Source organism: Mesorhizobium sp. M0854 (genome assembly GCF_040319815.1).
Lineage (GTDB): Bacteria > Pseudomonadota > Alphaproteobacteria > Rhizobiales > Rhizobiaceae > Mesorhizobium.
Window position 1 is genome coordinate 327,540 of sequence record NZ_JAMYOL010000002.1, and the last position, 26,726, is coordinate 354,265.

Annotated in this window: 25 protein-coding genes; 6 read left to right on the top strand and 19 right to left on the bottom strand. The window is 62.3% G+C overall.

The genetic code is table 11. From position 1 onward, the window contains the following. Positions 1–87: 87 nt before the first annotated feature. Genes NKH99_RS04465 through NKH99_RS04495 form a run of 7 tightly spaced genes read right to left on the bottom strand, consistent with a single transcriptional unit; the run spans position 88 to position 6,978 of the window. Positions 88–900 carry an SDR family NAD(P)-dependent oxidoreductase gene (locus tag NKH99_RS04465; RefSeq protein ID WP_353012841.1) on the bottom strand — a complete coding sequence of 271 codons (813 nt, stop codon included), beginning with the start codon at positions 898–900 and terminating at the stop codon, positions 88–90. Then, positions 897–1,898 carry a sugar phosphate isomerase/epimerase family protein gene (locus NKH99_RS04470; RefSeq protein WP_353012844.1) on the bottom strand — a complete coding sequence of 334 codons (1,002 nt, stop codon included), beginning with the start codon at positions 1,896–1,898 and terminating at the stop codon, positions 897–899. Before NKH99_RS04470 ends, NKH99_RS04465 begins: the two co-directional genes overlap by 4 nt. Positions 1,899–1,935: 37 nt before the next feature. Continuing rightward, positions 1,936–2,709 (bottom strand): SDR family NAD(P)-dependent oxidoreductase, encoded by a 774-nt coding sequence (locus NKH99_RS04475; protein ID WP_502899997.1) that lies wholly within the window; start codon positions 2,707–2,709, stop codon positions 1,936–1,938. A 4-nt stretch (positions 2,710–2,713) separates the two neighbouring features. Continuing rightward, the gene (locus NKH99_RS04480; RefSeq protein WP_352918172.1) at positions 2,714–3,811 is read right to left on the bottom strand and encodes an ABC transporter ATP-binding protein; all 1,098 of its coding nucleotides are present in this window, start codon (positions 3,809–3,811) and stop codon (positions 2,714–2,716) included. 10 nt (positions 3,812–3,821) lie between these two features. Continuing rightward, positions 3,822–4,724: a carbohydrate ABC transporter permease gene (locus NKH99_RS04485; protein ID WP_352539299.1), complete on the bottom strand. Its 903-nt coding sequence runs from the start codon at positions 4,722–4,724 to the stop codon at positions 3,822–3,824. After that, positions 4,717–5,655: a carbohydrate ABC transporter permease gene (locus NKH99_RS04490; protein ID WP_352466746.1), complete on the bottom strand. Its 939-nt coding sequence runs from the start codon at positions 5,653–5,655 to the stop codon at positions 4,717–4,719. Before NKH99_RS04490 ends, NKH99_RS04485 begins: the two co-directional genes overlap by 8 nt. A 57-nt stretch (positions 5,656–5,712) precedes the next feature. Then, the gene (locus NKH99_RS04495) at positions 5,713–6,978 is read right to left on the bottom strand and encodes an ABC transporter substrate-binding protein (protein ID WP_023675509.1); all 1,266 of its coding nucleotides are present in this window, start codon (positions 6,976–6,978) and stop codon (positions 5,713–5,715) included. A 101-nt stretch (positions 6,979–7,079) separates the two neighbouring features. On the opposite strand from NKH99_RS04495, the gene NKH99_RS04500 reads away from it, so the two are divergent. Then, complete coding sequence (locus NKH99_RS04500) at positions 7,080–8,318, top strand: ROK family transcriptional regulator (protein WP_353012850.1); 1,239 nt, start codon at positions 7,080–7,082, stop codon at positions 8,316–8,318. 68 nt (positions 8,319–8,386) lie between these two features. Here NKH99_RS04500 and NKH99_RS04505 read toward each other — a convergent pair whose 3' ends face one another. After that, on the bottom strand, positions 8,387–9,346 hold the full coding sequence (locus tag NKH99_RS04505) for a DMT family transporter (protein ID WP_352539483.1): 960 nt from the start codon (positions 9,344–9,346) through the stop codon (positions 8,387–8,389). A gap of 399 nt (positions 9,347–9,745) precedes the next feature. On the opposite strand from NKH99_RS04505, the gene NKH99_RS04510 reads away from it, so the two are divergent. Then, a complete protein-coding gene (locus NKH99_RS04510) occupies positions 9,746–11,077 on the top strand; it encodes a PQQ-dependent sugar dehydrogenase (protein ID WP_353012853.1) in 1,332 nt (443 codons plus the stop codon). A 104-nt stretch (positions 11,078–11,181) separates the two neighbouring features. Here NKH99_RS04510 and NKH99_RS04515 read toward each other — a convergent pair whose 3' ends face one another. From NKH99_RS04515 to NKH99_RS04550, 8 genes are all read right to left on the bottom strand, one after another. Then, positions 11,182–12,690, bottom strand: coding sequence for an aldehyde dehydrogenase family protein (locus NKH99_RS04515; RefSeq protein WP_352767556.1), 1,509 nt, complete (start codon positions 12,688–12,690; stop codon positions 11,182–11,184). A 161-nt stretch (positions 12,691–12,851) separates the two neighbouring features. Further along, the gene (locus NKH99_RS04520) at positions 12,852–13,196 is read right to left on the bottom strand and encodes a cupin domain-containing protein (RefSeq protein ID WP_352767554.1); all 345 of its coding nucleotides are present in this window, start codon (positions 13,194–13,196) and stop codon (positions 12,852–12,854) included. Positions 13,197–13,219: 23 nt separating this feature from the next. Then, on the bottom strand, positions 13,220–13,567 hold the full coding sequence (locus NKH99_RS04525) for a cupin domain-containing protein (protein ID WP_352767552.1): 348 nt from the start codon (positions 13,565–13,567) through the stop codon (positions 13,220–13,222). Continuing rightward, positions 13,564–14,838: a glycosyltransferase gene (locus NKH99_RS04530; RefSeq protein ID WP_353012856.1), complete on the bottom strand. Its 1,275-nt coding sequence runs from the start codon at positions 14,836–14,838 to the stop codon at positions 13,564–13,566. The genes NKH99_RS04525 and NKH99_RS04530 overlap by 4 nt, the downstream gene beginning before the upstream one ends. Positions 14,839–14,855: 17 nt before the next feature. Beyond that, complete coding sequence (locus tag NKH99_RS04535) at positions 14,856–15,929, bottom strand: ABC transporter ATP-binding protein (protein ID WP_353012859.1); 1,074 nt, start codon at positions 15,927–15,929, stop codon at positions 14,856–14,858. Further along, positions 15,926–16,720: an ABC transporter permease gene (locus tag NKH99_RS04540; protein ID WP_352539290.1), complete on the bottom strand. Its 795-nt coding sequence runs from the start codon at positions 16,718–16,720 to the stop codon at positions 15,926–15,928. Before NKH99_RS04540 ends, NKH99_RS04535 begins: the two co-directional genes overlap by 4 nt. Continuing rightward, positions 16,713–17,555, bottom strand: coding sequence for an ABC transporter permease (locus tag NKH99_RS04545; RefSeq protein WP_352926971.1), 843 nt, complete (start codon positions 17,553–17,555; stop codon positions 16,713–16,715). The genes NKH99_RS04540 and NKH99_RS04545 overlap by 8 nt, the downstream gene beginning before the upstream one ends. 106 nt (positions 17,556–17,661) lie before the next feature. Then, on the bottom strand, positions 17,662–18,726 hold the full coding sequence (locus NKH99_RS04550; protein WP_352454155.1) for a polyamine ABC transporter substrate-binding protein: 1,065 nt from the start codon (positions 18,724–18,726) through the stop codon (positions 17,662–17,664). An 83-nt stretch (positions 18,727–18,809) separates the two neighbouring features. On the opposite strand from NKH99_RS04550, the gene NKH99_RS04555 reads away from it, so the two are divergent. Genes NKH99_RS04555 through NKH99_RS04570 form a run of 4 tightly spaced genes read left to right on the top strand, consistent with a single transcriptional unit; the run spans position 18,810 to position 23,872 of the window. After that, positions 18,810–19,889, top strand: a complete 1,080-nt coding sequence (locus tag NKH99_RS04555) for a GntR family transcriptional regulator (RefSeq protein WP_353012863.1) — start codon at positions 18,810–18,812, stop codon at positions 19,887–19,889. 5 nt (positions 19,890–19,894) lie between these two features. Beyond that, on the top strand, positions 19,895–21,190 hold the full coding sequence (locus NKH99_RS04560) for a nucleotide disphospho-sugar-binding domain-containing protein (protein WP_353013117.1): 1,296 nt from the start codon (positions 19,895–19,897) through the stop codon (positions 21,188–21,190). Beyond that, positions 21,183–22,568, top strand: coding sequence for a glutamine synthetase family protein (locus NKH99_RS04565; protein WP_353012866.1), 1,386 nt, complete (start codon positions 21,183–21,185; stop codon positions 22,566–22,568). Before NKH99_RS04560 ends, NKH99_RS04565 begins: the two co-directional genes overlap by 8 nt. Continuing rightward, positions 22,568–23,872 (top strand): NAD(P)/FAD-dependent oxidoreductase, encoded by a 1,305-nt coding sequence (locus NKH99_RS04570; protein ID WP_352682646.1) that lies wholly within the window; start codon positions 22,568–22,570, stop codon positions 23,870–23,872. Before NKH99_RS04565 ends, NKH99_RS04570 begins: the two co-directional genes overlap by 1 nt. Before the next feature lie 174 nt (positions 23,873–24,046). On the opposite strand, the gene NKH99_RS04575 is transcribed toward NKH99_RS04570, so the two are convergent. From NKH99_RS04575 to NKH99_RS04585, 3 genes are all read right to left on the bottom strand, one after another. Further along, positions 24,047–24,304, bottom strand: coding sequence for a hypothetical protein (locus NKH99_RS04575; RefSeq protein WP_352682648.1), 258 nt, complete (start codon positions 24,302–24,304; stop codon positions 24,047–24,049). A gap of 336 nt (positions 24,305–24,640) precedes the next feature. Beyond that, positions 24,641–25,180, bottom strand: a complete 540-nt coding sequence (locus tag NKH99_RS04580) for an NADH-quinone oxidoreductase subunit B family protein (protein WP_352685369.1) — start codon at positions 25,178–25,180, stop codon at positions 24,641–24,643. A gap of 12 nt (positions 25,181–25,192) precedes the next feature. Continuing rightward, entirely contained in the window at positions 25,193–26,710 is a 1,518-nt protein-coding gene (locus NKH99_RS04585) for a hydrogenase large subunit (RefSeq protein ID WP_352682058.1), read from the bottom strand. Positions 26,711–26,726 lie beyond the last annotated feature (16 nt).

Consider the following 26,726-nt stretch of genomic DNA (forward strand, 5'->3'; position numbering starts at 1 on the left):
TGCATAGTTCTGGCCGAACTCGGGCGGAGCTATCTACAGCGCGCGATGGCGAAGTTGCTTCCGGTACCCGGTATGGACGATCGCGGCCTAACCTGGAAAGATCGTGAAACCGCCATCGACGCGGATTACCTGCCCGTTGATGAAGCGCGCGCGCGGACCGGCGAGGAAGGCAACCGCGTCGGCGATCTCTTCAGGCTCCGCATACCGGTTCAGCGATTTCTTGCTCGAATCCATGCGCTGCGGATCGACCACGCGGCTCGCCTGGAACCGTGCCGTCTTGGTGGCGCCGGGGCTCACCGCATTGACGCGTACGCCATCGTCGATCAGTTCCTTGGCGAGGCAGCGCGTATAATGGACGACAGCCGCCTTGAGCGTCGAGTAGACCACCTCGGGCGAGCATCCGATATGCGCTGCCGCCGAGGCGATGTTGATCACCGAGCCTGAGCCACGCTTGACCATCGGCGGAACGAACGCCTGGCAGACCAGCATCGTGCCGATGAGGTTGTTCTCGGTTAGAACCTTGATGTCTTCGTAGTCGATGTCCAGTGCGTTGTTGGGATTGGGCTTTACGCCCTTGGCGCCGATGTCGCCGCCGGCGCAGTTTACCAAGACGTGCACGTCGCCGAGCTCCGCCTCGATCTTCCTCTTCATTTCCGCGACAGCTTGCTTGTCGCCGATGTTGCCGGTGACCGCGGTGATACGCGTCCCATGCTTCTCCAAGCCCCTGGCAGAGTCGCCGAGGTCCGCGAATTCGCCATATTGAGATGGCCGGGCCCAATCGAGGTCGTGGACCGCGACGTTTGCGCCAAGTTCGGCCAAGCGGTCGGCCATCACGCGGCCGAGGCCGCGTCCCGAGCCGGTGACGAAGGCGGTCAGGCCGCTGAGTTCTCGGGCAGTCATGCTGATTTCTCCATTGCAATGAAATCGAATTTCATCATGTTGGCGGCGCTGCGCCGGATCATGTCGAGCTCGTACGAAACGAGCGCACCGTCATCATCGCGCTCCCATGGCGTGCGGTAGTCGGCGTCGTCCGCAAGGCGGTTCAGGCGCGCAGCACTCAGGCAGGCCGCGAATTCGCGGGCGGTCTTCGGCGCATATCCGTTCCACCAGTCGTCGGTGAGACAGCGAACGTGACGGGCCTCCAGCGCGCCGGGCTCAAGCACCGCCGTCAGCGTGTCGTGGTGCTCGCCAAGGATGGCTGCCAGTTCGGCGAAAGGCACGGCGCCGTCGCCGATCGCGCAGCGGACCAGACGGTAGCCCTCATCCGTGAACTGGACGCGATAGTCCTTGAGGTGAACGTGGCGGACATGGGGCGCGATCCGGCGCGTGAAGGCAAGCGGCGCCTCGCCGACAGGAAAGGTGTTGCCGGTGTCGTAGGTGATGCCGACACCCGGTCCGCCAAGTTCGCAGAACGCAACCAGTTCGTCGCTGCCGAAGTCCTGATGGTTCTCGATGCCGAGCACGCGTCCCTCGGCCGCCGCACGCGGCCCCCATTCCGTCAAGGCAGCGCGAATCGTTGCGTTGAACTCGCTCCATTTCGGACCCCACGCATTGCGGTCGCCGCACAGGACAGGCGTCAGTGCGATACGGATCGTCGTCGCCTCGAGCAGGCGCGCAGCCCGGAAGGCGGTGTCCAGCGGACCTGCCACCACCAGTCCGCCGCTCACCACCGGGACGATGTCCAGCGCGGCAAGACGCCTGCGCAGCGCGACGATTTCGGCGTCAGTCAAGTCGGTCAACCAGGGTTCGTAGATCTCGAGCGTGCGTGCGCCCAGTTCCTGCCCCAGCGTGATGAAGCCTTCCAGCCCCACGCCGTCCGGATTGTGCCGCGGCGTGCCGCGGCCCTGCAGGCCGAGATAGTAGGTCAGTCCGTAGGGGTTGAGGCCGAGACGAAGCATCAGCTTGGCGATTCCAATGGAGAGCGGAGAGGCGTCACTAGCGCAGACCGGCATCGACGGTTATGGACTGTTTGGTGATCATGCGGCTGTCGTCGGCCGCCAGGAAGAGCACGGTGCGTGCAATCTCCTCGCCCAGCAGGACGCGGCGGATCAATTGCCGCCGCACCGTCTGGTCGACTGCCTCCTGCGTCTTGAACCACAGCTCGCGCTGCCGCTCGGTCATGACGGCGCCGGGTTCGATCGCATTGACGCGGATGTTATCCGGTCCGAACGACCGCGCCAACGCACGCGTCAGCGCCACCACGGCCCCCTTGGCGGTGGCATAGGCCACCATCTGGTCCGCTCCGAACCGCCAGGCAATGGAGGAGAAGTTTATGATCGAGCCGAAGCCGAGTTCCTTCATATGCGGATGCACTGCCTGCGCGGCGAAGAAGTGATGCCTCAGATTGACATCGAAGCTGCGGTCCCAATAGTCGGCCGTTATCGCGTCGAGGGGATGGCGCTGATCATTGGCTGCGTTATTCACCAGGACGGCGATCGGACCAAGCCGCGCGCGTACGCGTGCTACCGACGCCTTTAGCGCATCGACGTCGGTCACATCGCAATGGAGATATAACGGAGCCTGCCCGGCGGCACCAGCGAGCTCGCGCACCAACGCCTCCGCTGGTTCGTCCTGCACATCGAGAAAGGCTATCCGGGCGCCGTTCGCCACGAAGGCGCGGACCATATCGGCGCCAATACCGGAGGCGCCGCCGGAGATCAGCACGACCCGATCGGTCAAGCTTGGATAAGTCGCGAATTGTACGGACATCAAACTACAGAAGCGCCTTGGTTGTTGGATCGAACAGACAGGCGCGCGACATGTCGATGCCGAGCGTTATCGTCTCGCCCATGACGGGAGCGTCATCCGGCTCGAAACGGCCGGTGATCTCCAGGTCACCCAGCCTGAGCACGGCAAGCGTCTCGGCCCCGGTAGGCTCGACCAATTCGACCGGCGCCTGCATGGACGCTACAGCAGGTTTGCGCGACTTCAGATCGGTCGTGAAACGGTAGATGTGTTCCGGCCGGATACCGAGCACGACGTCCTTTGGCGCGCCGGCGGGCATCGGCGCGGCAAGGGCAAGGCTGACGTCGCTGCCGTCAGCGGCGCGTACCGAGATGCTGGTCGAGCCCGTAAGCCGGGCGGGAATGAAATTCATCGCCGGCGATCCCATGAAACCGGCAACGAACATGTTGGTCGGCCGGTCGTAGATCCGTTTCGGCGTGTCGAACTGCTGTACCGAGCCCTGGTTCATCACCGCAATGCGGGATGCAAGCGTCATCGCCTCGACCTGATCATGGGTGACATACACCGTGGTCTTGCCGACGCGATGGTGAAGCTTCTTGATTTCGGTACGCATGTCGACGCGCAGCTTGGCGTCGAGGTTGGACAAGGGCTCGTCGAACAGAAACAGCTTCGGGTCGCGCACGAGGGCACGCCCCATCGCAACGCGCTGCCGCTGGCCTCCCGAGAGCTGGCCGGGCTTGCGTTTAAGCAGCTGTTCGATCTGCAGGAGTGCGGTAACCCGCTTGACAGCTTCCGCCTGCGCCGCTTTTGGCACGCCGCGGCTCTCCATGCCGAAGGTGATGTTCTGGCGCACCGTCATGGTGGGATAGAGAGCGTATGACTGGAACACCATCGCAATATCGCGGTCCTTGGGTTGCACCGAGTTCACCAGCCGGTCGCCGATCCATATCTCGCCCGACGTGACGGTTTCCAGTCCGGCGATCATGGCGAGCAAGGTTGACTTGCCGCAACCCGACGGGCCGACAAGGGCGACGAATTCTCCGGTCTTAGCCTCGAGATCGATGCCGGCAAGAATCTCGAGCGAGCCGTAGCTCTTGTGAAGGTTGCGGATCATCAACGCGGACATGGGCGACGCCTCATTTTATGGCGCCCTGGGTGAGGCCGCGCACGAAGTATTTTCCACCAAACAGATAGATCAGCAGCGGAGGCAACGCGCCGATCAGCACGGCTGCGCTCATCACATCGTAAGCACGCGCGGTCGTGCCGCCGGCCGTGAGCGCGACCAGTGCCGCTGTGATCGGCTGCTGCTGGCCCGATGTGAAGACGACGCCGAACAGATACTCGTTCCAGATGCCGGTGAACTGCCAGATGACGGTGACGATCAGGATGGGCGGCGACAGGGGCAGGATGATCTTGCGGAAGATCCGCCAGAACCCGGCGCCGTCGATGCGTGCCGCCTTGATCAGGTCGTCCGGTATGCTGACGTAGAAATTGCGGCAGAACAGGGTGGTGAACGAGATGCCCTGGACGACGTGGATCAACACCAGCCCGTATGTGGAATTGGTCAGGCCGAGCTTGCCGAGCAGGAACGCCCACGGCATCAACGAAATCTGGCCGGGCATGAATACGCCGAGCAGCATCAGATTGAAGATCAGTTCGGAGCCCCTGAAGCGCCATTTGGAGAGGATGTAGCCGTTCATGGCGCCGAGAATGGTCGAGATGATGGTGGCGGGGATCGTCATCGCCAGGGAGTTGAAGAAATTGCGCTTCATTCCCTCGCAGGTACCGCTGACGCAGTAGGATCCCCAGGCCTGCGCCCACGCATCGAACCGGAAGCTGCGCGGTACGGAGATGAGGCCGTTGCGGGCAATCTCCGACTGCTCGCGCAATGAGTTGAAGATCACCACCAGCAGCGGCACGAGATAGACGACCGCGAAAAGCGTCAGCACGGCATAGACAAGGAAGCGGCTCCAGAAATGCCGGCGCGTGGCAGCGGCTTCTTCCGGATCAAAACGGGCATTAGGGCCAATTTCAGCCATTGCGGCCCTCCGCCCGCCGGCGCCAGACGATCCACAAGGAGTACGGCACCAGCACCACCGCGACCGCCGCGAGCATCATCATCGCCGCGGCGGCACCCTCACCGATTTGGCCGCGCTGGAACATCAGGTCGTAGACATAGATGGCTGGGAAGGTGGTGGACACACCTGGCCCGCCCCGCGTCAACGCCGCCACCAGGTCGAAGGTCTTGATGGCGAATTGTATCTGAATGACCGCCACCGCCAGGAATATCGGGGCGATGGTTGGCAGGATGACCCTCCGATAGGTCCGGAAAACCGACGCGCCGTCGATTTGCGCGGCCTTGACGAGATCCGGATCGACCGACCGCAGACCGGCCAGGAAAAGTGCCATTGCGAAGCCGGACGACTGCCAGATACCGGTTATGATCACCGCATAGATCGCAGTGTTGCGGTTGGCCGTCAGGGCGAAGCTGAAGTCGGTCCAGCCAAGCCCGCGAACGAAGGCCTGGATACCATCGACAGGATTATAGAGCCAACTCCACACCGTACCGGTGACGATGAAGGACACCGCCAACGGATAGAGGAAGATGGTGCGCCAAACCGCCTCGCCGCGGACGCGCTGGTCGATCGCGATCGCGAGCAGCAGGCCAACGGCCATCGAGCCAACGATATAGAAGCCGCTGAACAGGAAGAGATTGGTATAGGCGATGTTCCAGCGCCGGTTTGCCCAGAGCGAAGCGTAATTGTCCAGGCCGACGAACCCATAGGTCGGCAACAGCGACGAATTGGACAGCGAGATGTAGAGCGTCCAGAGCGTGAAGACGAAAACATAGATGAAACTCGCCGCTATCGACGGCGCCAGCACCAGAATGGGCACCATCGTGCCCAGGCGCTCGCGCCACGGACGGGCCGCGGCAGCTGCGGCTGGTACAATCAGATCATGGGTGGACATCGGGCTGCTCCGGCGAGGTCTGGCCGGGAGCTTCGCCCCCGGCCATCATCGGCAGCGTCACTTCTGCGCTTCGGCCGCATCCGCCATCGCATTGGCCGCGTCCTGCGCACTCATATCCGGCGTTGCTACAAACTCCGTGATGCTATCCATTATTGCGCCGCGGACCTTTTGCGGAACCGTCATGTTGTGCGCCATCGAACGCACGAGCGTGCCGGCGGCGATCGAGGCTTGCAAATCCTTTTGCGAGAGTTGCTGGCAGGGATTGAAGCCGTTCGAAAGATCGACATCGAGGCGCGCCGGAATGGACCCTTTGGTCTGATTGAAAATGGTCTGGAATTCGGGCGACAGGATGATGCTGGCAAGCAGCTTCTGTCCCTCGATATAGTCCGGGTCCTTCTGCTTGAAGAACACGACCGAATCTGAATTCAGGATGAAGCCCGGCTTGCCCCAATCGGTCGGCGCCTGGGCGCAGACATAGTCGGTGCCCTCCTTGAAGCCGCCGGCCGTCAGCAGGCCGATCGTCCAGTCGCCCATGATGTGAAAGGCGGCCTCGCCGCGGCCGACCAGATGCGACATGGTATCCCAGTCACGCCCGTTCATGCCGGGGTCCATGTACTTCGAGGTCATGGTGCGGAACTGCTCGAAGGCCTTGACCATGCCGTCGCTGCGCATGGCGTCGACGTCGCCCTCGACGAAGGCTTTCTTGTAGAGATCGAGGTCCTGACCGTACACGACCACTTCGAAGACGGTCGAGTCGGTCCAGTCGGCGGTCGAGTGCGAAATGCAGATCTTGCCGCTGGCCACGATCTTGTCGCAGGCGGCATTGAATTCCGCCCATGTCTTCGGCATCTCGGTGACGCCCGCGTCCTTCATGACCTTCGGCGATGCCCACAGCCAGTTGATGCGGTGGATGTTCATCGGCGCGGCCACCCAATTCCCGGTCGGCTTCATCACCGGCAGCAATTCGGGAGCGACGACCTTCTCCCAATTTTCCGCTTTCGCCAGGTCGTCGAGATTGGCTGTCATGCCCGTCTCGTTCCATTCGGCGATCTCGGGGCCCTTTAGCTGCACAGCGGGAGGGGCGTTGCCGGCGATCACATCGGCACGCAGTTTGGCCAGGGTATTGGCCGTATGGCCCGCGATGGAGGTCTGCTGCCAGGTGCCACCCTTGGCGGTAAACATCTCGCCGAGCTTGGCGATAGCCTGGGCGTCCGATCCGGTGGCCCATTGATGCAAGAGGTTGGTCTTCGGCTCCGCGAGGGCTGTTCCGGTAATCAAGGTGAAGGCGGTAGCGGCCGCAAAGGCCGTCCTCAGGTATTTCATCGTTTCACTCCCCTATATGATGCACGGTTCGTATCGACCGCTTGTGGCCCGCGATTTGAGGTCGTGGCCGGCGAGATGCAGTAATCTCCGTTCTTTCCAAGATGACATATCTGGGCTATCAGTCAACGTGCTTTGTGCCCATCATGAACAAACCTTCGCTTAGAAATTGGCTAATCGACAGGCCGTCCGCGTCGCCGGAGAGCCTGATCGTCCGATGTCTGCGCGAGCGCGGCGTGCTGTCTGCGTCGCAAATTACCCGCATTACCGGTTTGGCGCGGTCGACGGTTTCAACCGCGCTCAATGGCTTGAGAAAGTCGGGGATGGTAATCGAATCCCCGGCCCATCATGACGCGGCGAGGGGTATTGGCAGGCCTGCCACGACATTGATGCTCAATCCCGCTGCGGGCACCTGCGTCGGCATCCATCTGGGCCTCGACGAGATGCGGTGTGTCGTCGCTGACGTCTCGCATTCTTTCGTTGCCGAACAAACCATCCCCATGGGTCTGGACTACCAGCCGCAACAAGCGGCCCAGCTCGCCAAGTCAGTAATTGCCCGATGCTATGAAGAGAACGGTCTGCCGATGGCGGGGCTCCTGGGGGTTGGGGTCTCCGTCTCGGGCCCAGTCAGCCGCGAAGGAGTGGTGCTGCGCGCGAGTATCGTTCCGACCTGGGCCGGGGTCAACATCCGCGATGTGTTCGGGCCGGTCCTCGAACAGCCGATCTTCGCCGACAATGAGAGCAACTGCTCGGCCATTGCGGAGCTGATGTGGGGTGCGGCCGTCGGCCAGGACGACTTCGTGCTGTTCAAGGTCGATCTGGGCGTCGGCGGGGCCATTGTCCAGCACGGTCGGCTGGTGAGCGGCATCGCCGGCGGCGCCGGCGAATTCGGGCACATCAGCATCGATCCCGGCGGCGACCTTTGCCGGTGCGGCAATCGAGGATGCCTGGAGCTCTATGCCAGCTTTGCCCGACCGCTCGAGCAGATTTCGCGCATCGTGCGGCGGCCGGTCACGATGGACGACGTGATCATGATGGCCGAGCAGGGCGACGTGAGGGCGCTGCGGATGATCGAGGACACCGCCGAGTTCGCCGGCCGTGGCCTTGGCCTGATCGGTTCGGTTCTCAATCCGCCGCTCATCATCATCGGCGGCCGCATGGCCTTGGCGGGCGACATTCTCCTGGCGCCACTGATCGCATCATATGAACGCCACACGCTCATCAAGTCCCGCGATGTGGCGCCTGCGCTGCGCACGCGGATAATCGTTGGCAAGCACACGGAGAACGACGCATTGCTCGGCGCGGTCGGCCTCGTGCTGCGTCACAACAGCCGACTTCAGTGACCCGGCTTGCTTCGGGTGGCGCTCTGATTTTGCGAGCTGCTCGCCGAAGCAGCGGAACTGATGTTTGCCTACGCGACACGCACCGTGCGCTGTCTCGGCTTGATCGCGGTGGCGAGCAGCAGGCCGGCGATGATGAAGGCGGCGCCGGCGAGATCGTAGTCGTGCAAGCTTTCGCCAAGGACCAGATAAGCGAGAACGGCGACGAAGGCGGTCTGGAGATAGAGCAGCATGCTGGCGCGCCCCGCACCAAGCGTCTCGACGCTACGGTTGTAGAGATAGTACATCAGAGCGCCGCCGGGGCCGGCAACATAGGCGAGAGCCAGAAGGCCGTTCGCATGCAGCGCCGAACGATCCCCGGAAAACAGTTCCCAGAGATAGAAGGGCAGTGCGGCCAGCGCGCCGGCTCCCAGCAGCAGGACCACCATCGGCAGAAGCTCGATAGCGAATTTGGCGCGACGCAGCAGCACGGTGTAGAGGCCCCAACAAAACGCGCTGCCGACGATCCACAACTCGCCGGAATTGAACTGCAGCTGCATCAGCGCGGCAAGGTCGCCGCGCGCCACGATCACCACCATCCCGGCCAGAGCGACCAGCGCTCCAAGCGCTTTCCAGACACCGAGGGGCTCGCCGAGCACGAAGCGGGCAAGCACCATGGTCATGATCGGCGACAGCGCCATGATGATGCCGGCGGTTGTCGCGTTGGTGTAGTTGAGGCCTGTGTAGATCATGCCCTGACACAAGGTTAGCCCGATAGTGCCGATGACCAGCACCTCGATCACCCGGGATTGGATCAGCACGAGCATTGCCCCGTGATGACGATGGACGATCGGCAGCAGGATCGCGCACGCGAGCGTCAGCCGCCAGAAGCAGAGCGCCCAAGGCGGCATCTCGGGGGCAACCCACTTGGCGGCGATATAGACGCCGGCCGACAGGAGCCAGCAGAGCGTCGCGAGGGAATAGGCGAGCGGAAGTGATGCGCCGGGTGTCGCCTTCGCTACACTTGGATGTGCTATCGGCAGCGATTGGATATCCGTCTCCTCCCACCGCAGGCTTTAGCAGATTGGCAGCGTCTTGCTAAGCAGCAACAACAGCTGTTTCACCAGCTGGCGCAATCGGTGGGTCATTGTGGGTCCCGCCGTTCACGGTCTCCTTCCATTCGAACGCATGTTGGCCCATGAGCAACTCGATACCGAAAAGCGCAAGCCGTATCGATTTCGCGCGACACGAATGTGAGATTCATATCGCGCGACAGATATTCGCGCGGTTGCCACAATCTTCTCGCGCCATATTTCTACCGAGAGCAGATCTGTCGCGAATTCCTGGTTCCTAGGATCACGAGCGCCGCTGTTTCGAAGCAATTGGAAGAATAAGCCACTGACTTCCGTTTACACAAAGAGCGCGACACAGATCCATGCGGAGGACGTCCGATGCATGCCGGCTTCCGAGGAAGCGTACTCGTAGCGGTGTTGGGCACCGTCATGGCAAGCTGCGCTGGCATTCCGGCGCAAAAAACCAGGGCAATAACCGGCTATGGCCCCAACCCCACTTTACCGAAACCAAGACCGACGCTGATCCCGACTGTTAACATCGCCGAGGCGAAAGGCTGGCAGAAAGAAGGTATGCCGACCCCGGCGAAGGGGCTGACGGTGAACGCCTTCGCTACAGGCCTCGACCATCCGCGCTGGCTACATGTGCTTCCGAACGGCGACGTGCTGGTTGCTGAAACCAATGCCCCTGCCAAGCATGATGAAGGCTTCAGTCTTAGAAAGGTCTTCATGGACCTGGCTATGAAGCGGGCTGGCGCCGCGACCAAAAGCGCCAACCGCATCACGCTCCTGCGCGACACCGATGGCGACGGCATTGCGGATGTGCGCACGACGTTCGCGGAAGGCCTCAATTCGCCCTTCGGCATGACGCTGTCCAAAGGCAAACTCTTTGTCGCGAATACCGACGCGCTCGTCGCTTTCCCCTACTCCAATGGCCAGACCCGAGTCAGCACGTCGCCGGAAAAGATCATCGACTTGCCGGCCGGGGACCTCAACCATCATTGGACCAAGGACGTGATCGCAACTCCGGATGGACGCAAGCTCTATGTCACCGTTGGTTCCAACAGCAACGTTGGAGAAAACGGCATAGCCGCGGAGAAGAACCGCGCCGCTGTCCTTGAAGTGGATCGGTCTACCCGCCGCACTCGGGTCTTCGCCTCGGGCCTGCGCAACCCGAACGGGCTCTCCTGGAATCCTGAGACTGGCCAGCTTTGGGTCGCCGTGAACGAGCGTGACGAGATCGGCGACGACCTTGTGCCGGATTATATGACCTCGGTTCGTGACGGCGCTTTCTACGGTTGGCCCTACAGCTACTACGGACAGAACGTCGACGAACGTGCCAAGCCGCAGCGCCCCGATCTCGTGGCGGCAGCGATCAAGCCCGATTACGCCCTGGGCTCTCATACCGCCTCGCTGGGACTGACCTTCTCCAAAGGCGCGCGGCTCGGTCCGGCCTACGGCAACGGCGCCTTCGTCGGCCAGCACGGCTCGTGGAATAGAAGCGTGCATAGCGGCTACAAGGTCATCTTCGTGCCGTTCCATGGTGGCAAACCGAGCGGTCCTCCGGAAGATGTGCTCACTGGCTTCATCGGGCGTAATGACGAGGCGATGGGCAGGCCGGTCGGCGTCGCTATCGATCAGACTGGCGCACTGCTCGTCGCCGACGACGTCGGTAATGTCATCTGGCGGGTCCGCCGGGCGAATGGCCGTTGAGCGCAGGTGGCCTTTCTGATTCCGATCTCACCAGCCTTCGGCTACATTCGGCGGAGGCGGATATCCTAAACAATTAGCTAGCAGCACGCCCGAAGATAGTCGTGTCAAACATGCTTGCGCCCGCCTGCCTCGCGGAACCAGCTGTCAGGATAGGGATACCACCAGCCCTGAATCTCCGGTCTGTGGTCGATGATGACCATCTTCGAGCGGCGGAATGCATCCAGACCCTGGCGGCCGAGCTCGCGGCCGAGGCCCGAAGCCTTCCAGCCCCCGAACGGCAACGCGTCATTGTCTATCAGCGGATTGTTGACCCAGACCATGCCGGCCTCGAGCCGCTCCGCGGCCTCATGCGCTTCGGCTAGATCGGTGGTGAAGACCGAGGCGCCGAGACCGAAGGGGCTGTCGTTGGCAAGCTCTATCGCCTGGTTGAAATCCTTGACCCGGCAGATTGCGGCGACCGGCCCGAAACACTCTTCGCGCACGATTGCCATATCGGCGGTGATGCCGGTCAGGATGGTCGGCTCGTAGAACCAGCCTACATTATGTGCCGGCGGAATGCGTCCGCCGGTGATCGCTTTGGCACCGCTGCGGATTGCATCGTCGACCAGCCGGATGACCTTCGCACGCGCGGCCTCGCTGACCAGCGGTCCGATCTCGGTTTTGTCGAGGCCGTTGCCGATACGCAGCGCGCGCGTTTTCTCGGCAAACAGATCGACGAAGCGGTCGTGAACGGCATCAACCACGAAGAACCGTTCGGCCGAAGTGCAGACCTGGCCAGTGAGATGGAAGGCAGCCGTGACGCTGCCGGCAGCCGCCACGTCCAGTGGGGCGTGTTGGCTGATGATCAGGGGATCGCTGCCGCCGGCCTCGATAACGCAAGGCTTCATGCGCTCTGCACATGCGACGGCGACAGCCTTGCCGGCGGCGACCGAACCGGTGAAAGCAACCGCATGCGTGCGGTCCGAGGCGATCAGCGCCTGCGCCGTTGCTGCTCCGCCTGGCATGCAGGAAACCAGGCCCTTCGGCAGGGAGCGGAACACGGTCATGTAATCCAGCGTCGACAATGTTGTCGCTTCGGCGGGCTTGATCACGCAGGCATTGCCGGCGGCAAGCGAGGCGGCGACGGTCCAGCACATCAACAGGATCGGAAAATTGTAAGGCATGATGTGCACCGACGTGCCGTAGGGCTCGTAGCGGGCATACTGGAACGAACCGGCCTGCGTCGTGCCGGCGATCTTGCCGGCGTCGTCACGCGCCATTTCGGCGTAATAGCGGAAGATCGGCGCGCAATTGGCGATCTCGCCGATCGCCTCCGGATAGGGTTTGCCCATCTCGCGCACCATCAGCTCGGCGCAGTGCGTGAAGTCGGCCGCCTCGATGGCGTTGGCGACGGCGTGCAGATGCCGGGCACGGCTCTTGGCGTCGAGCTTTTTCCAGGCCGTTTGCGCCTTGGTCGCTGCGGTGAGCACGGCGTCGATCTCGCCGTCGCTGGCTGCGGTGATCGCGCCGACGGTTTCGAGCGTCGCCGGATCGATCACCGGTTTTGCCGCACCGGTCATTGGCCGATAATCCGGATTGACGAAGAAGGTCGGCCGGTCAGGTGAAAAGTCCATTCTGTCCTCCCGTGTGCACGGAACCTTTTTGAGAATTCACCCTGCCGAGACAGGCGGCGTGGTTTTCGAGAACCGAAGCGGAGCGGAGATTAAAGTCCATGAGCATCGGAAGCGGAGAAAACGGCGTCAGGTGTCCGGTAGGGTAGAATTATCGTGAAGGTTCAGCGGATCATGTAGACTTTCTTGATGGTCTCGTGGACGGTGCAGACGCCTTTCCAGTCCTGCGGAAAGAACGCTGCGGTGTCCGGTTCGATCTCGATCACCTCGCCGGATTCGTGGACATAGGTGCAGCGTCCCTCGAGGAAATGGCAGAACTCATCGCGGGTGACGTGGCAGTGCCATTTGCCCGGCGTGCAGACCCACAGTCCGCATTCGGAGCGGCCCTCCGGCCCCTTGTGCAGCAGCTTGCCGGAACTGCGGGATTCGCCGTCGATCAGGGTGGGGATGACGCCCCAGTCGACCAGGTCGGTGAGGGCGAGCGGCGATTTCATGATCGGTGTCGGCATGCCGGGAGCTCCAGTGGCCGGCTTTAGGCCAGCATGTAAACGTTGCGGATGGTCTCGTGGACGGTGCATTCGCCGGTCCAACCGGCCGGGAACATGACAACCGTGGCGGCGGATACCTCGATCACCTCGCCGTCGACCGATCTGTAGGTCGCACGGCCGGCAACGAAATGGCACAATTCGTCGCGCGGAATCGCCAGCCGCCAGCGACCGGGCGTGCAGACCCAGATGCCGGATTCCGGCTGGTTGTTCGGCCCTTTGTGCACCAGCCTGCCCGTGGAGTGCGAAGCGCCTTCCAGCGCGTCGGGCTGGGTGCCCCAGTCGACGAGGTCGGTGCGGGTCGACGCTTGGTGGAGGTGTGGGGCAGAGATCACAGCAATTTCTCCAGCAAAGCAGCCGCTTTCTCCGGGCCGTTCTGCGACTGCATCTGTGCCGACGTCTTGGCCAGCTTGGCCTTGATTGCCGGGTCGGTCAGGCAGGTTTCGATCCTGGCGATGAGCTCGGCGTCGCTCCAGTCGTAGCGCGGCATGCCGAAGCCGTGGCCGGTTTCCTCGACCCGCGTGGCATTGTCGTGCCCGTCCCAGACGTAGGGCATGATGATCGCCGGCTTGCCGAAATACAGGCACTCGGTGAACGAGTTGTTGCCGCCATGATGGATCACCGCATCGACCTGCGGGATGACCGATGGCTGCGGGAACCAGCTCTCGACGATGACGTTTTCGGGCACTTGCGCGTACTGCTCCTTATAGCCGCCGACATTGACCAGCGCCCGGTAGCCCGTCTTGCCCAACATTGCGACGATGCGCTTCAGCAGATCGACATCGCCGGCGCCAAGGCTGCCGAAGGAAACATAGAGCAGCGGCCCGTCATTATTCTTCGCAAAAACCGGCACGGTGTAGGGCTTCTCCTGCCGCACGCAGCCTTCCAGATATTGGAATTTTGCCGGGTCAAGCGGATAGCGGCGCTTGAACTTCGCCGCCTCGGGATAGAGCAGCAGATTGAGGTACGGCGAGGCCTCGAAAAACTGGCCGATCGGATACGGCGCTTCGTTGTTCGCTTTCAAAAACGCATTGAAGTCGTCATGGATCGGCTTGATGACGGCGTTGAAACGGTCGCGGTAACGCCGATGGCAGGCGTGGTCGTTCTCGCCGCAGCCGGACAGATGTGGCGGGATGTCCTCGTCCTCGATCTCGTTTTCCGAGCAGGAGATGACGCGCACCCAGGGCTTGCCATACTGCTTGATCGCCGGGAACAGGATGACGTTGTCGACGCAGATGACGTCAGGCTTGATCGTCGCAAGCACGCCAGGCAGATCCTTCTCAGCCCATTTGGCGCTATCGACGATCGCCGTCCAGCAATCCTTCACGTAATTGTCGACCTGGTCGTAGGGCGATTTGCGGAAGTTCGGGATGTGGCCATTGATGAAGTCTTCCCAGAACTTGGCCATCTGTTCCGGCGGCATCGGCTCGGACAGGTTCACCGGATGAGCCTCGAAGCCGTAGCCCTTGTAGACGTCGACGAAACCGGGGTCCGACAGGAACACCGCTCTGTGGCCGCGCGCCTCGATCGCCTGGGCTATGCCGACGGAATTGAGCGCGGGGCCATAGGCGGCCTCCGGAAAGAACGCGATCGTCTTCTGCGCCATGAGAGGTTCTCCTTCGATCAATCCGCGAAAATTCTGACGTCAGCCGCATCCCAGCCGAGCTCGACTGTATCGCCCGACGAGACCGGGCGGCGGTCGGCGGCGTCGGCGGTGACGCGCACCAGGAACGGCTTTGGCGACAGGGCGGTGCGGACGTGCAGCTGCAGATCGAGTCCCTGATAGGCCAGCGCCTCGACCGCGCCGAAGATACGGTTGGCCGTTTCTGCCGACGGGAACAGCCGGATGCGTTCGGGCCGCACTGAAGCTACCGCCGCAGCGCCGGGCGAAATTGTTGCGGGAACATCGCCGGCGATCCGCATGCCGTTGCTTGCCAGCACGCCATCGCCGGCGGCTTTGCCCGGTACGAAATTCATGACGCCGATGAAGTCGGCGACGAAACGGTCCCCCGGATGCTCGTAGACCGCATGGGGTGTATCGCATTGCAGCAGCTTGCCGTCCCTGAGCACTGCCATACGGTCGGCCATGACGAGCGATTCCTCCTGATCATGGGTGACGATGACGAAGGTGATGCCGACCTCGTGCTGCAGCCGCTTCAGCTCGAGTTGCATGGCCCCGCGCAATTTCTTGTCGAGCGCACCGAGAGGCTCGTCGAGCAGAAGCAGCCGTGGTCGCTTGGCCAGCGCTCGGGCAAGCGCGACGCGCTGCTTCTGGCCGCCGGACAATTGCTCCGGCTTGCGGTCGGCGAAGGCAACGAGTTCGGTCGTCGCCAAAATGGCGTCGACACGGGAGCGGATTTCCTTTGCAGGCAAGCGTTCCATTTCGAGGCCGTAGGAAACATTGGCCCTGACGCTCATATGCGGAAACAGCGCATAGGACTGGAACATCAGATTGACTGGCCGCTTATTGGGCGGGGTCCTGGCGATGTCGCGGCCGTCGAGCAGGATGCGCCCGTGATTGGGCGTCTCAAAGCCGGCCAGCATGCGCAGCAGCGTTGTCTTGCCGCAGCCCGAAGGTCCAAGCAAAGCGAAGAACTCGTTCTCGCGGATATCCAGCGAAACGCCGTCGACCGCCGTCACCCGGCCGAACTTCTTCGACACGTTGTCGATCGCCAGCAGCGTGCGGGGCTCGTTCATTGGCCGATCACCCCACGGTTGAGCCGCTGCGACAGGGTCAGCGCGGTGATTGAGACCGCCATGACGATAGTCGCCAAGGCATTGATCTCCGGCGTGATGCCGAAGCGAATCATCGAATAGATCTGCATCGGCAGCGTGGTCGAGGCGCGGCCGGCGCCGGCGGTGAAGAAGGCGATGATGAATTCGTCGACCGAAAGGGTGAAGGCGAGCAGCGCGCCGGCGACGACGGCAGGCAGGATCACCGGCAACATCACCCGCCGAAATGTCGTGAGCGCGGAAGCACCGAGATCGGCAGAGGCCTCGACGATCGACCAGTCGAAGCTTTTCAGCCGCGCGCGCACCACGGAGCAGACGAAGGCGAGATTGAAGACGACATGGGCGAGGATGATGGTGTGCAGGCCCAAGGTGAGATCAAGCATCGAGAAGAAGCTGAGCAGCGCGATCGCCAGCACGATGTCGGGAATGATCATCGGCGCAAAGATCAGCGCCTCGAGACCTTTGCCGTATTGCCGGCGTATTTCGACGCCGATCGCCAGCAGCGTGCCGAGCAGCGTGGCGATGGCGGTCGAGACAAGCGCCACGATCAATGTGTTGAGCGCGGCAGAAAGGATTGCGGCGTTTCCGATTAGCGAGACATACCATTTCAGCGAAAAGCCCGACCAGACGGTCGGCAGCCCGCCTTGGTTGAACGACAGCGCCACCAGCACGGCGATCGGGATGTAGAGGAAGGCCAGGACCAGTGAAAGCACGAGCCAGAGCGCGCGCCTCGTGGCGAGGGAGCGCTCACCCATCGGCGCCTCCTCTCGCTTCGGCGGCACGGCCCGAGGCGCGATCAGCAGCCAAGGCCTGCGCCGTCAGCACCAGCAGCATGATGGCGATCAGCACCATTGCCAGTGCCGCACCGAAGGGCCAGTCATTGGCGGTCAGGAACTGCTCGTAGACGACATTGCCGATCATCTGGAAGCGCCCACCGCCGAGCAGAGCAGGGGTCACGAAATTGCCGATCGACAGCACGAAGACGAAAACAGCACCGGCGGCGATACCCGGCACGGTCACTGGCAGGATGACCCGGCGAAATGTGGTCACGGCCGACGCGCCGAGATCGCGCGAGGCCTCTGCGAGCTCCGGATTGAGCCGCGACAGCGGCGCGTAGCAGGCCAGGATGACGAAGGGCAGATAGTTGTAGACCAGACCGGCGATGACGGCGCCTTCGGTATAAAGCATCGACGGCGGCTCGCCGGTGTAGCCGAACCAGCGCAGCAGTTGTGTGATCAGCCCTTCGCGGTTGAGCAGCACGATCCAGGCATAGGTACGGATCAGGTAGTTGGACCAGAAGGGCAAGACGGCAAAGAACAGAAACACCGGCTGCAGTTGCCGGGGTGCTGCCGCGATCGCATAGGCGGCGGCATAACCGATCACCACCGCGACCAGGGTTGCCGTGCCGGCAATGCGCGCCGAATTGAGGAAGATGCCGGCATAGAGCGGGTCGAACACCAGCCCGAAATTCTCCAGCGTGAAAGTGTAATCGATGCCGCCATAGATGCCGCGCCGAAAGAAGGCGAGCGCCAGCACCAGCGCGCATGGCACGACCATCAAGGCGGTGAGCCAGGCCAGCGCCGGCGTCATCAGCAAGAATGAGCGAAGTCTTGTTTGGGACAAGATTGCGGTACCGCATTCAACGGTCGGCGGCGAAAACCCCGCCGTCGACCGGGATTTCTGATTTTGATGTCGGTTATTGCGCGGCCTTGATTTCGCTGACGATCTTCGAGTAGTCGCGTTGGGCATCGCCGACATCGCGCAACTGCTCGAACTTGACCAACTCTGCCACCGGCATGCTCATATTGGGAAATTTGGCGAGAAAATCCGCCGGCAGGCTTTCCATAGCCGGCTTGTTCGGTACCTTGTAGTCGATGTTCTGGGCCGCCCAGGCGTGGTTCTTGGCGTCCAGCATGAAGTTGATGAACTGGAAGGCGGCGTCCTTGTTGGCCGATGCCTTCATCACCACCATCGTATCGACCCAGAGATCCGAGCCTTCTTTCGGTATGGTGTATTTAATTTGTGGATTCTCGGCGATCCCGTAATTGCACCAGCCATCCCAGGCCTGAACCATCAGCGCCTCGCCCGAGACCAGCTTTGAATAAAAGGTCGTGTCGTCATAGGCCAGCAAGGTCTTCTTGGCCGAGATCAGCAGGTCCTTGACTTCGCCGAGCTTTGCCGGATCGGTCTCGTTCACCGAATAGCCCTTGGCGAGTTGGCCGGCGGCAAGCAGCCAGCGGTCGGTCGCCAGCATCGTCGTCTTGCCCTTGAGCGCATCGGACGGGGCGAGAAGGTCGTTCCAGCTCACCGGCTCCGCCTTCACCAGATCCGAACGGTAGCAAAGGCCGGTGGTGCCCCAAGTGTAGGGCACGGAAAAATTGTTGCCGGCGTCGTGCGGCAGCTTCGCCGCCTCGGGATAGAGATTGGCGAGGTTAGGGATCTTGGCATGGTCGATCGCCTCGATCAGGCCGAGCTTGTTCAGCACTTCGGCAAAGGGCGAGGAGACGAAGACCACGTCATAGCCCTTGCCGCCGGACGCGACGAGCTTGCCCATGATCTCCTCGTTAGTGGCGTGAACCACGACTTCACCGGAGACACCGGTCGCCGCCTTGAAAGCTTTCATGGCATCCGGCGCCATGTAGCCGTCCCAGTTGGAGATAACGAGGTCGGAGGCAGCCGCCGGCGCTGACAGCGCCAGGCCAAGGCCAAGTGCGATCAAGGATTTTCTTAACGGACGGTGCCGCAGGGTGGTGGTGGTCATGACAGACTCCCATTCTGGTTGATCATCGAACTTAGTCGTCGGACCAGCGCTTGCAGCCGTAGCCGCTTTGATCCTGTTCCCTATTGCCGATTGATCTCACAGTACTATTGCAGAAAAAAGTACGTCAATCCATAATTTGTCAAACTAACGGTGAATCCCGGCCGATCGCATCCGCAAGGGCAATCGGCCAAACCTCAGCCGCCAAATCCTTCACGAGAATTGCCATGCAAGTTGCAGCTCGACGTCCCCGCACCAACCATCTCGACCTTGCACAGCGCATTCTCGATGTGGCCCGGAAACGCGGCTTTGAACCCGGCGCTCATCTCCCGGAGCAGCAGATCGCTTCGCTCTGCAACGTATCCCGAACTCCGGTGCGGGCCGCGCTGCGTCTGCTCACTGAAAAAGGCGTGGTTCAATGGGAGGCTGAGTCCGGCTATCGCTTGGCGGTAGACCTCACGAGCCAGGCGACCGTCGCCGCCGACCTGCCGAGCGCCGAGGAGGATGAACTTGCCGACATGATCCTGCGAGACCGCTCGGCGCGCCGGCTGGACCAGACGGTCACCGTCGGAGCGCTGATGCGACGGTATAATGCCGAGCGCAGGACGGTACTAAAATCGCTGAAGAAACTGGCCGAGGAAAATCTTCTGGACCGCGCGCCGGGGCAGTCCTGGCTTTTCAGGAGAGCGCCGGACGATCTTGGCGCACAAGGGGAGAGCTATGAATTCCGGCTGTTGCTGGAACCCGCCGCCCTTCGGGCGCCTGGGTTCCGACTGGATGGGACGCGCGCGGCAGCCTTGCGACAGGGTATGGAAATGCTGCTGGCTCTTCCCGACGCGGCATTCGATTCCAGAGAGTTCCAACGGCTGGACATCGATTTTCACGGGATGATCGCCGGTGGCTCCGCCAACCGCTTCGTCGCCGAGGCGTTGGCCGATCATCTCCGGCTGCGCCGGCTGCCGGGAACGTATGCCGGCGTCAATGTCTTCCGGCTGAAGCAATCATTGCGCGAGCATCTGACCATACTCGACCATCTGGAGAGCCAGCAGTACGAGGTTGCAGCCGATCTGCTTCGGGTCCATCTGCGGCTTTCACGCAGCCAGCGACCGCAGGCGGCTAGTCGCGGGGCGCCCGCGCTGTTCGGCATGATCAGCCGGCCGGAATAACGAGGATCATGCGCAAAGGCAGCCCGACCATCGCACTGTTTCCGGAAGCGAGCTTCGGCGCTGCGCTGAATTGCGTTGGCATAGCGCAGGCCCTGCGCGCTCGTGGCGCCCGCCCGGTGTTCATCTGCCATGCCGGCTTTTCTGGCGTGTTCGCCGACTATGGGTTTCAGGAATACCAGTTGCCGACTGACGACCCGTTGACCGACAGCGAACGCCAGAGCTACTGGCAGGCCTTCGTGCGCCGTCATCTGCCGCATTTCAGGCTGAGCCCCATCGATCAGCTCGAAACCTACGTTGCCCCGACCTGGCAAGCAATTGTAGACACTGCGGTCAACGCCGAGGCGCCACTGCGCCAATTGCTGGCGCGGCTGAAGCCGGACGCCGTGGTGCTCGACAACGTCGTCATGTTCCCGGCATTGGCGACCGCCGGCTGCCCGTGGGTGCGCGTCGTCTCCTGCGCCGAAACTGAGCTTCCCGATGCCAATGTGCCACCCTATCTGTCCGGTCTCGCCGCCGACGACCCGAGCCGCGCGGCGTTCGAGGCGCGCTACCTGGCAGCGGTCGCTCCGGCCCATGACCGCTTCAATCGGCTTCGGACCGACGCCGGTCTTGCGCCCTTGCCGACGGGTCTTTTTCTGGAACCTTCGCCCGCCCTCAATCTGCTGCTGACCCCAACGATTGTGCGAAGGCAGCGCGCCGAGCCGCTCGACCCTGCCAGCTTCGTCTATCTCGAAGGCTGCGTTCGCTCGGAAGGGCCTTTCGACGTGCCGGTTTTTCCGCGCGATGGCGGACCGCTGGTTTATGTCAGTTTCGGTAGTCTTGGCGCCATGGATATCGGCCTGATCCAGCGGATGCTCGCCGTTTTCGACAGGCTGCCGGCCCGCTTCATTGTCAATGCCGGAGGTCTGCGCGACAGCTATCGCGCCGTTCCGGACAATGTCTATCTCGATGCCTGGTTTCCACAGCCTTCGGTCGTGGCGAAATGCGACCTCTTCATTCATCATGGTGGCAACAACAGCTTTTGCGAAGCACTACGTTTCGGTGTGCCGTCGCTGGTCATGCCATATTGCTGGGACGGGCATGACAATGCGCAACGTGCCGAGGAAACCGGCGTCGGGCGCCACATCAGCCGCGATGGCTGGACGGAAGACGAATTGGCGCGAAGCGTTCTTGGCCTGATGGCCGATGCCGCAATGCGCGCACGCCTCCGGGAGAATGCAGTGCATATGGCGCTGACACCCGGAACGGACGTGGCTGCCGAAGCCATTCTCGCTCTCGCAAGGATCCGACCTGATGCTTGACACCACAACAACGGATGCCTCGACCATGAACGGCACCAACGACCCGAAAGACTGGTTGGCCGCTCACGCTGTCAGCGAGGTCGAGTGCCTGGTGCCCGACATGAACGGCGTGCTGCGCGGCAAGGCCCTGCCAGCGGCCAAGTTCCTCAAGGCGATCGAGGACCGAGCACTCTATCTGCCGAGCAGCGCGTTCCTGGTCAGCATCGACGGCCGCTATTCCGGTTCCGTCGACGAGGGGTTCGCCTACCAGGACCCCGACATGCGGATGGTGCCGGACGTCGCAACACTCTGTCTGGCGCCCGGTGGCGGGCCAGGCAAGGCCTATGTCTTCGCCGATGCGTTCCACATGGACGACCGGCCGTGGATGGCTTCGCCGCGGCACGTGTTGCGGGCCGTGCTCGATCTATATCGCCAGCGCGGCTGGCGGGCGGTGGTGGCGCCGGAGCTTGAATTTTATCTCACCGCGCCCAATCCCGATCCCGACAGACCGGTGATGGCGCCGGTCGGGCGCAATGGCCGCTCCGAAAGCGTGCAGCATCCCTATGACATGGCGGCACTGGAGCAATTCGAGCCGGTGATCCGGCGCCTCTATGACTATGCTGCGGCAGCCGGACTGCCGCTCGACACGCTCATCCATGAATCGGGCACGGCCCAACTGGAGATCAATTTCCTGCATGGCGACGCGCTGCCGCTGGCAGACAAGGTGTTGCTGTTCAAGCGAATGACGCGCCAGGCCGCGCAGGAAGGTGGCATGCAGGCGACCTTCATGGCCAAACCGATAGCCGCACAAGCCGGCAGCTCAATGCATCTCCACATGTCTGTCGTCGACGAGGCGGGCAACACGCTGTTTGCCGGGCGCGACGGCGCCGACACCGAGATGTTCGGGCATTTCATCGGCGGCCTGCAGAAATACATTCCCGAGGTGATGCCGCTGTTTGCGCCGAACGTGAATTCGTTCCGCCGCATCCGGCCGAACCACAGTGCACCCGCCAACATCGAGTGGTCGCACGACAACCGCTCCTGCGGCCTGCGTGTGCCGGCCGGCGGGCCCACCGCGCGGCGCGTGGAAAATCGGCTGCCCGGCGCCGATGCCAATCCCTATCTGGCGATAGCCGGCTCGCTGCTTTGCGGTTATCTCGGCGTCGAGGAGAAGATCGCTCGTTCGACGGAAGCGTCGGGCAATGCCTATCGCAGCAGGAGCACGCTGCCCAAAACCATGGAAGAGGCGCTCGACCGCTTCGCTGCGTGCGATCCGCTTCGGGCGGTGCTCGGGGAGGATTTCTTCCAGACCTATTTGCGCGTCAAGAGCGTTGAGCTCGACCTGTTCCAGAGCGTCGTCACCTCTTGGGAACGCGACCATCTGCTGCTCAAGGTGTGATGATGGGCTTCAATTCTGGGGGCTTCAACTCCGGCCTGGATATCGGCAAATCCTACTATGTCGCGACGGCCAATCCGGCTCCGGACCATCCGGCGCTGCAGGGCGACGTCGACGCCGATCTGGTGGTGGTCGGCGGCGGTTGTACCGGCCTCTCCGCAGCCTTTCATGCAGCCGAACGCGGCCTGAAGGTGGTGCTGCTCGAAGGCGGCAAGATCGGCTGGGGGGCGTCGGGGCGCAATGGCGGCCAGATGATCCCCGGCCTGCGCAAGGGCGCCAAGGGGCTGGTCAAGCTATATGGGCCGGAACGGGGGAGGGCGCTGTTCGATCTCGCCTTCGAGGCGCGGGCCCTCGTGCTCGGTCTGATCGAGCGCCATGCCATCGATTGCGACCTCAGGCTCACCGGCCATCTGGCTGGTGCGGTCAACGGTTCCGACCTGCGCGACCTCGAAGAAGAGGCCGAGTGCCTTTCTACGGTGATGAACTTTCATGATGTCGAGATGCTGTCGGCAGCGCAGGCGCGCGGAATGGTGAACACACCTTATCACGGCGCGATGTACGAGAAGCTCGGTGGCCATATGCATCCGCTGAACTACACGCTCGGTCTTGCTCGCGCCGCGGCTGCGGCGGGCGTCACCATCCACGAGAATTCGGTGGCGCTGCGGCTGGAGCGGGAAGCTTCCCCCCGGGTTTCGACGGCCAAAGGCTCGGTCCGGGCCAGGCATGTCGTACTGGCCGGCGATGCGCTGCTCCACGGGCTTGAGCCGCGCGTCAACAGTCGCATTATGCCGGTCGGCAACTACATCATCGCCACCGAGCCGCTGGGCGACACGAGCGACGTCATCCCAAGCAATGTGGCCGTCTCCGACACGCGCTTCGTCGTCAATTACTACCGGCTGTCGGCGGATGGACGCCTGCTGTTCGGCGGCGGCGAGCGCTATACGCCGTCGCCGCCCGCCGACATTGCCGGCTTCGTGCGGCCGCACATGGAAAACACCTTTGCGCAATTGCGCGGCCGCCGCATCGATCACGCCTGGGGCGGGCTGGTCTCGGTGACGACATCGCGCCTGCCGCATGTCGGTCGCTATGGCGACGTCTATTTTGCGCATGGCTATTCGGGCAAGGGGGTGATCCTGTCGACGCTGTCGGGCAAGCTGCTCGCTGAGGCGATCACCGGTGATGCTTCGCGGCTCGATCTGTTTTCGACCCTAAGCCCGCTGCCGTTCCCCGGCGGCACGGCGCTGCGCGGCCCGCTCTATGTGCTCGGCATGCTTTGGTACGCAATGCGTGACCGCATCAAACATTGAGCGCAGGCATGCGTAATGAGGCTGAGCGCCGCCACCAAGCGATTAACGGCTGATTTCGCGGCGGCGTCCGACTTGATCGATGCTTGAATATCGTCCGCAGGCCATGGCCGCGAGTCGGTTCGTGCCCTGCTCCCGAAGCCTGAGCGCCGATAGAACTGCCTGTTATTTCCTCAGCTAATAGATCGATATGATTGCAGGATTGACAGTTTCATAGCCCAGGCGCGGCTCCGATTTGTCTTTCGAAATCGGGCTGGAGACAGTTCCGGTTGAACTGCAATCCAATTTTGTTTCCCTGTTTTTCTTGATCGTGCTGCCCGACAGGTCGGCACAGCACGACGTTACTGGTGTACTGACCACCCTCTTTTTCTCGTGTGCAACGGCGGCGGTGGATACGGCCATCACAATTGCCGCACAAATAATCGTCAATCTCATTGATTTCCCCCTTAGAGCACCGCAAAAATGTGGTCGACTGCCTTGAGACGCCGGCGAAGACGGTACTCGCGCTTAGCCGGCCCATGCAGCTTCCGACTGCACAAGATTGTAGCTACATTAGCTGCAGCGCAAGTAACCATTTCGGACTAGGGAACGGGTTCCCCTTCGATCGAAAGCGCTGGGCTGCCGGCGAAAAAAGCAGGCGTTTTAGCCGTCCTCGCCGCCGAGCGCCTTCCAATTTTGGGACAGAGGTTGGCTGATGCCCTTAAACTCCCGGCTACTCATCGGTTGGATCTATGCAGCGACAAGGCCAACCTCGGCAAAGCCTCTACATAGTCACCTTCGGGCAGTACCAGTCTTGGAATTCACGCCCTCAAGCAAGGCGAGCAGGCCTTTCAGAATTTCGATTGGCGGCGGCGGACAACCTGGAATGTGCAGATCGACGGGCAGGGCCTCGGACACTCCGCGCAGCACTGCATAGCTGCCGGAGAAACAGCCGCCATTGCCTGCGCAATCTCCCAGCGCGACCACCCATTTTGGGTTGGGTGTTGCGTCGTAGGTCCGCTTCAATGCCTCGCGCATGTTTTTTGTGACCGGCCCGGTGACGAGCAGTACATCGGCATGGCGCGGTGATGCGACGAACCGGATCCCAAAACGCTCGATGTCATAGAAGGCGTTGTTCAGCGCGTGCATCTCAAGTTCGCAGCCGTTGCAGGAACCGGCATCGACCGCCCGGATCGACAGGCTTCGCCCCAATCGTTTGTGAGCAGCCCCATCGAGCGCGCGTGCGAGTTCGTCGACTGCCGCGCTGCTTGCCAACGGCGGACGCTCGGTGAGAGGGGGGCGTATCAGGCTTTCAAAAAGAAGCTTGCGCATGACAGCGTGCCTTCAGAGATCATGGCCCGAATAAGAGCAGTTGAACGATTTGTTGCACAGCGGAAAGTCGGCAACGATGTTTCCTTCGATCGCCGCTTCAAGGAGCGGCCACTGAAACCATGACGGATCACGGAGGTGACAGCGCTCGACCAAGCCGCCCTTGCCAATGCGCAGCCAGGCCAGAATGTCGCCGCGAAAACCTTCGACGAGCGCCATGCCTTCATGCGATCGGTTTGTCTGCGCGAAATCGACGCGGATCGGTCCGTCTGGCAGTTGTCGCAGGACTTGTTCGATCAGGGACAGGCTCTGTTCGACCTCGTGGATACGAATCCATACACGGGCGTTCACATCGCCTTCCTGGAGGAGAGGTACATCGAAGGCGAGTTCGCCATAGGGTGGATAAGCGAGATTGCGTCGGGCATCGAAGTCCCGACCGGAGGCCCGGCCAACGTAGCCTCCGGCGCGATATTGACGAGCGAGTTCCACCTTCAGCCGGCCAGTTGCGACAGTCCGATCCTGCAGCGACGCCGTGTTGTCGTAGAGCTCGACCAGCGCGGGAAACCGCTGCCTGATCTCTGCGATCAGGGACCTGAGCGCTGTCGTGCCCTCATCGCTCAGGAAGCTTGCCACGCCTCCGGGCACGATGCAGTCGCGCATCAAACGGTGACCGAAGGCAGCATCGCTTGCCCGCAATACGCGCTCACGCAGCACCCCACAGTGGGCATGCATGAGCGCGAAGGCGGCATCATTGCAGATAGCGCCGATGTCGCCCAGATGATTGGCCAGGCGCTCCAACTCGGCCATGAGCGCTCGCAGCCAGACCGCGCGTGGGGGAACCTGGACACCCAGCGCCGCCTCGACCGCGCGGGCAAAAGCGAGGGAGTATGCCACGGTACTGTCGCCAGAGGTTCTGCCCGCCAATTTGGCTGCACGGTCGATGTCGGACCCCGCCATCAGGCCTTCTATACCCTTGTGCGCGTATCCGAGGCGCTGCTCCAGCCGGACGACCGTTTCACCGCTCGCCGTGAACCGGAAATGGCCCGGCTCGATGATGCCGGCATGCACGGGCCCGACTGGGATCTGATGCAGGCTCTCCCCCTCGGCAGGCAGGAAACTGTACGGGAAGGCAGTCGCAGCAGACGTCCGGACGCGGGTACTCAACGGATAGCTGACACCCCAGTGGCCATGATCAAGCCACCGTCTCATATCAGGCGCGCCTTGTGGCAGGAGCCCGAACAGGTCAGCAGCCGCACGTTCGAGCCGCAATGCGGGCGGATGCAGCCGGCCGACCGATGGGTAGCGGCCACTGGGGCATTCCAGGCTGACGACGCCGATGTCCCCGGCGCTTTCATCGAGAAGTGCCATGTGGACGGCGCCTGGCTCACCCCATAGGCCGAGCAAGCTCCAGTGGCCCTCGGCCAGTTGCTCGACGGCAAAGCCCCATTTTTTCGGAGTCACCACGGCGCGCGACCACGGGAAATGATTTTCGACACGTTGGCCAGCAAGGATGAGGTCGATCAGCGCGGGCATGCTCTTTCTCTCCTCT

What these genes read in the sequence shown, in the direction of transcription:
- NKH99_RS04495 (WP_023675509.1), bottom strand. Translation starts at nt 6,978, where the DNA reads ATGAAATACCTGAGGACGGCCTTTGCGGCCGCTACCGCCTTCACCTTG.
- NKH99_RS04545 (WP_352926971.1), bottom strand. Translation starts at nt 17,555, where the DNA reads ATGACGCCGGCGCTGGCCTGGCTCACCGCCTTGATGGTCGTGCCATGC.
- NKH99_RS04550 (WP_352454155.1), bottom strand. Translation starts at nt 18,726, where the DNA reads ATGACCACCACCACCCTGCGGCACCGTCCGTTAAGAAAATCCTTGATC.
- NKH99_RS04500 (WP_353012850.1), top strand. Translation starts at nt 7,080, where the DNA reads ATGACATATCTGGGCTATCAGTCAACGTGCTTTGTGCCCATCATGAAC.
- NKH99_RS04465 (WP_353012841.1), bottom strand. Translation starts at nt 900, where the DNA reads ATGACTGCCCGAGAACTCAGCGGCCTGACCGCCTTCGTCACCGGCTCG.
- NKH99_RS04490 (WP_352466746.1), bottom strand. Translation starts at nt 5,655, where the DNA reads ATGTCCACCCATGATCTGATTGTACCAGCCGCAGCTGCCGCGGCCCGT.
- NKH99_RS04510 (WP_353012853.1), top strand. Translation starts at nt 9,746, where the DNA reads ATGCATGCCGGCTTCCGAGGAAGCGTACTCGTAGCGGTGTTGGGCACC.
- NKH99_RS04485 (WP_352539299.1), bottom strand. Translation starts at nt 4,724, where the DNA reads ATGGCTGAAATTGGCCCTAATGCCCGTTTTGATCCGGAAGAAGCCGCT.
- NKH99_RS04575 (WP_352682648.1), bottom strand. Translation starts at nt 24,304, where the DNA reads ATGAGATTGACGATTATTTGTGCGGCAATTGTGATGGCCGTATCCACC.
- NKH99_RS04535 (WP_353012859.1), bottom strand. Translation starts at nt 15,929, where the DNA reads ATGAACGAGCCCCGCACGCTGCTGGCGATCGACAACGTGTCGAAGAAG.
- NKH99_RS04520 (WP_352767554.1), bottom strand. Translation starts at nt 13,196, where the DNA reads ATGCCGACACCGATCATGAAATCGCCGCTCGCCCTCACCGACCTGGTC.
- NKH99_RS04565 (WP_353012866.1), top strand. Translation starts at nt 21,183, where the DNA reads ATGCTTGACACCACAACAACGGATGCCTCGACCATGAACGGCACCAAC.
- NKH99_RS04580 (WP_352685369.1), bottom strand. Translation starts at nt 25,180, where the DNA reads ATGCGCAAGCTTCTTTTTGAAAGCCTGATACGCCCCCCTCTCACCGAG.
- NKH99_RS04475 (WP_502899997.1), bottom strand. Translation starts at nt 2,709, where the DNA reads ATGTCCGTACAATTCGCGACTTATCCAAGCTTGACCGATCGGGTCGTG.
- NKH99_RS04540 (WP_352539290.1), bottom strand. Translation starts at nt 16,720, where the DNA reads ATGGGTGAGCGCTCCCTCGCCACGAGGCGCGCGCTCTGGCTCGTGCTT.
- NKH99_RS04470 (WP_353012844.1), bottom strand. Translation starts at nt 1,898, where the DNA reads ATGCTTCGTCTCGGCCTCAACCCCTACGGACTGACCTACTATCTCGGC.
- NKH99_RS04585 (WP_352682058.1), bottom strand. Translation starts at nt 26,710, where the DNA reads ATGCCCGCGCTGATCGACCTCATCCTTGCTGGCCAACGTGTCGAAAAT.
- NKH99_RS04515 (WP_352767556.1), bottom strand. Translation starts at nt 12,690, where the DNA reads ATGGACTTTTCACCTGACCGGCCGACCTTCTTCGTCAATCCGGATTAT.
- NKH99_RS04570 (WP_352682646.1), top strand. Translation starts at nt 22,568, where the DNA reads ATGATGGGCTTCAATTCTGGGGGCTTCAACTCCGGCCTGGATATCGGC.
- NKH99_RS04530 (WP_353012856.1), bottom strand. Translation starts at nt 14,838, where the DNA reads ATGGCGCAGAAGACGATCGCGTTCTTTCCGGAGGCCGCCTATGGCCCC.
- NKH99_RS04480 (WP_352918172.1), bottom strand. Translation starts at nt 3,811, where the DNA reads ATGTCCGCGTTGATGATCCGCAACCTTCACAAGAGCTACGGCTCGCTC.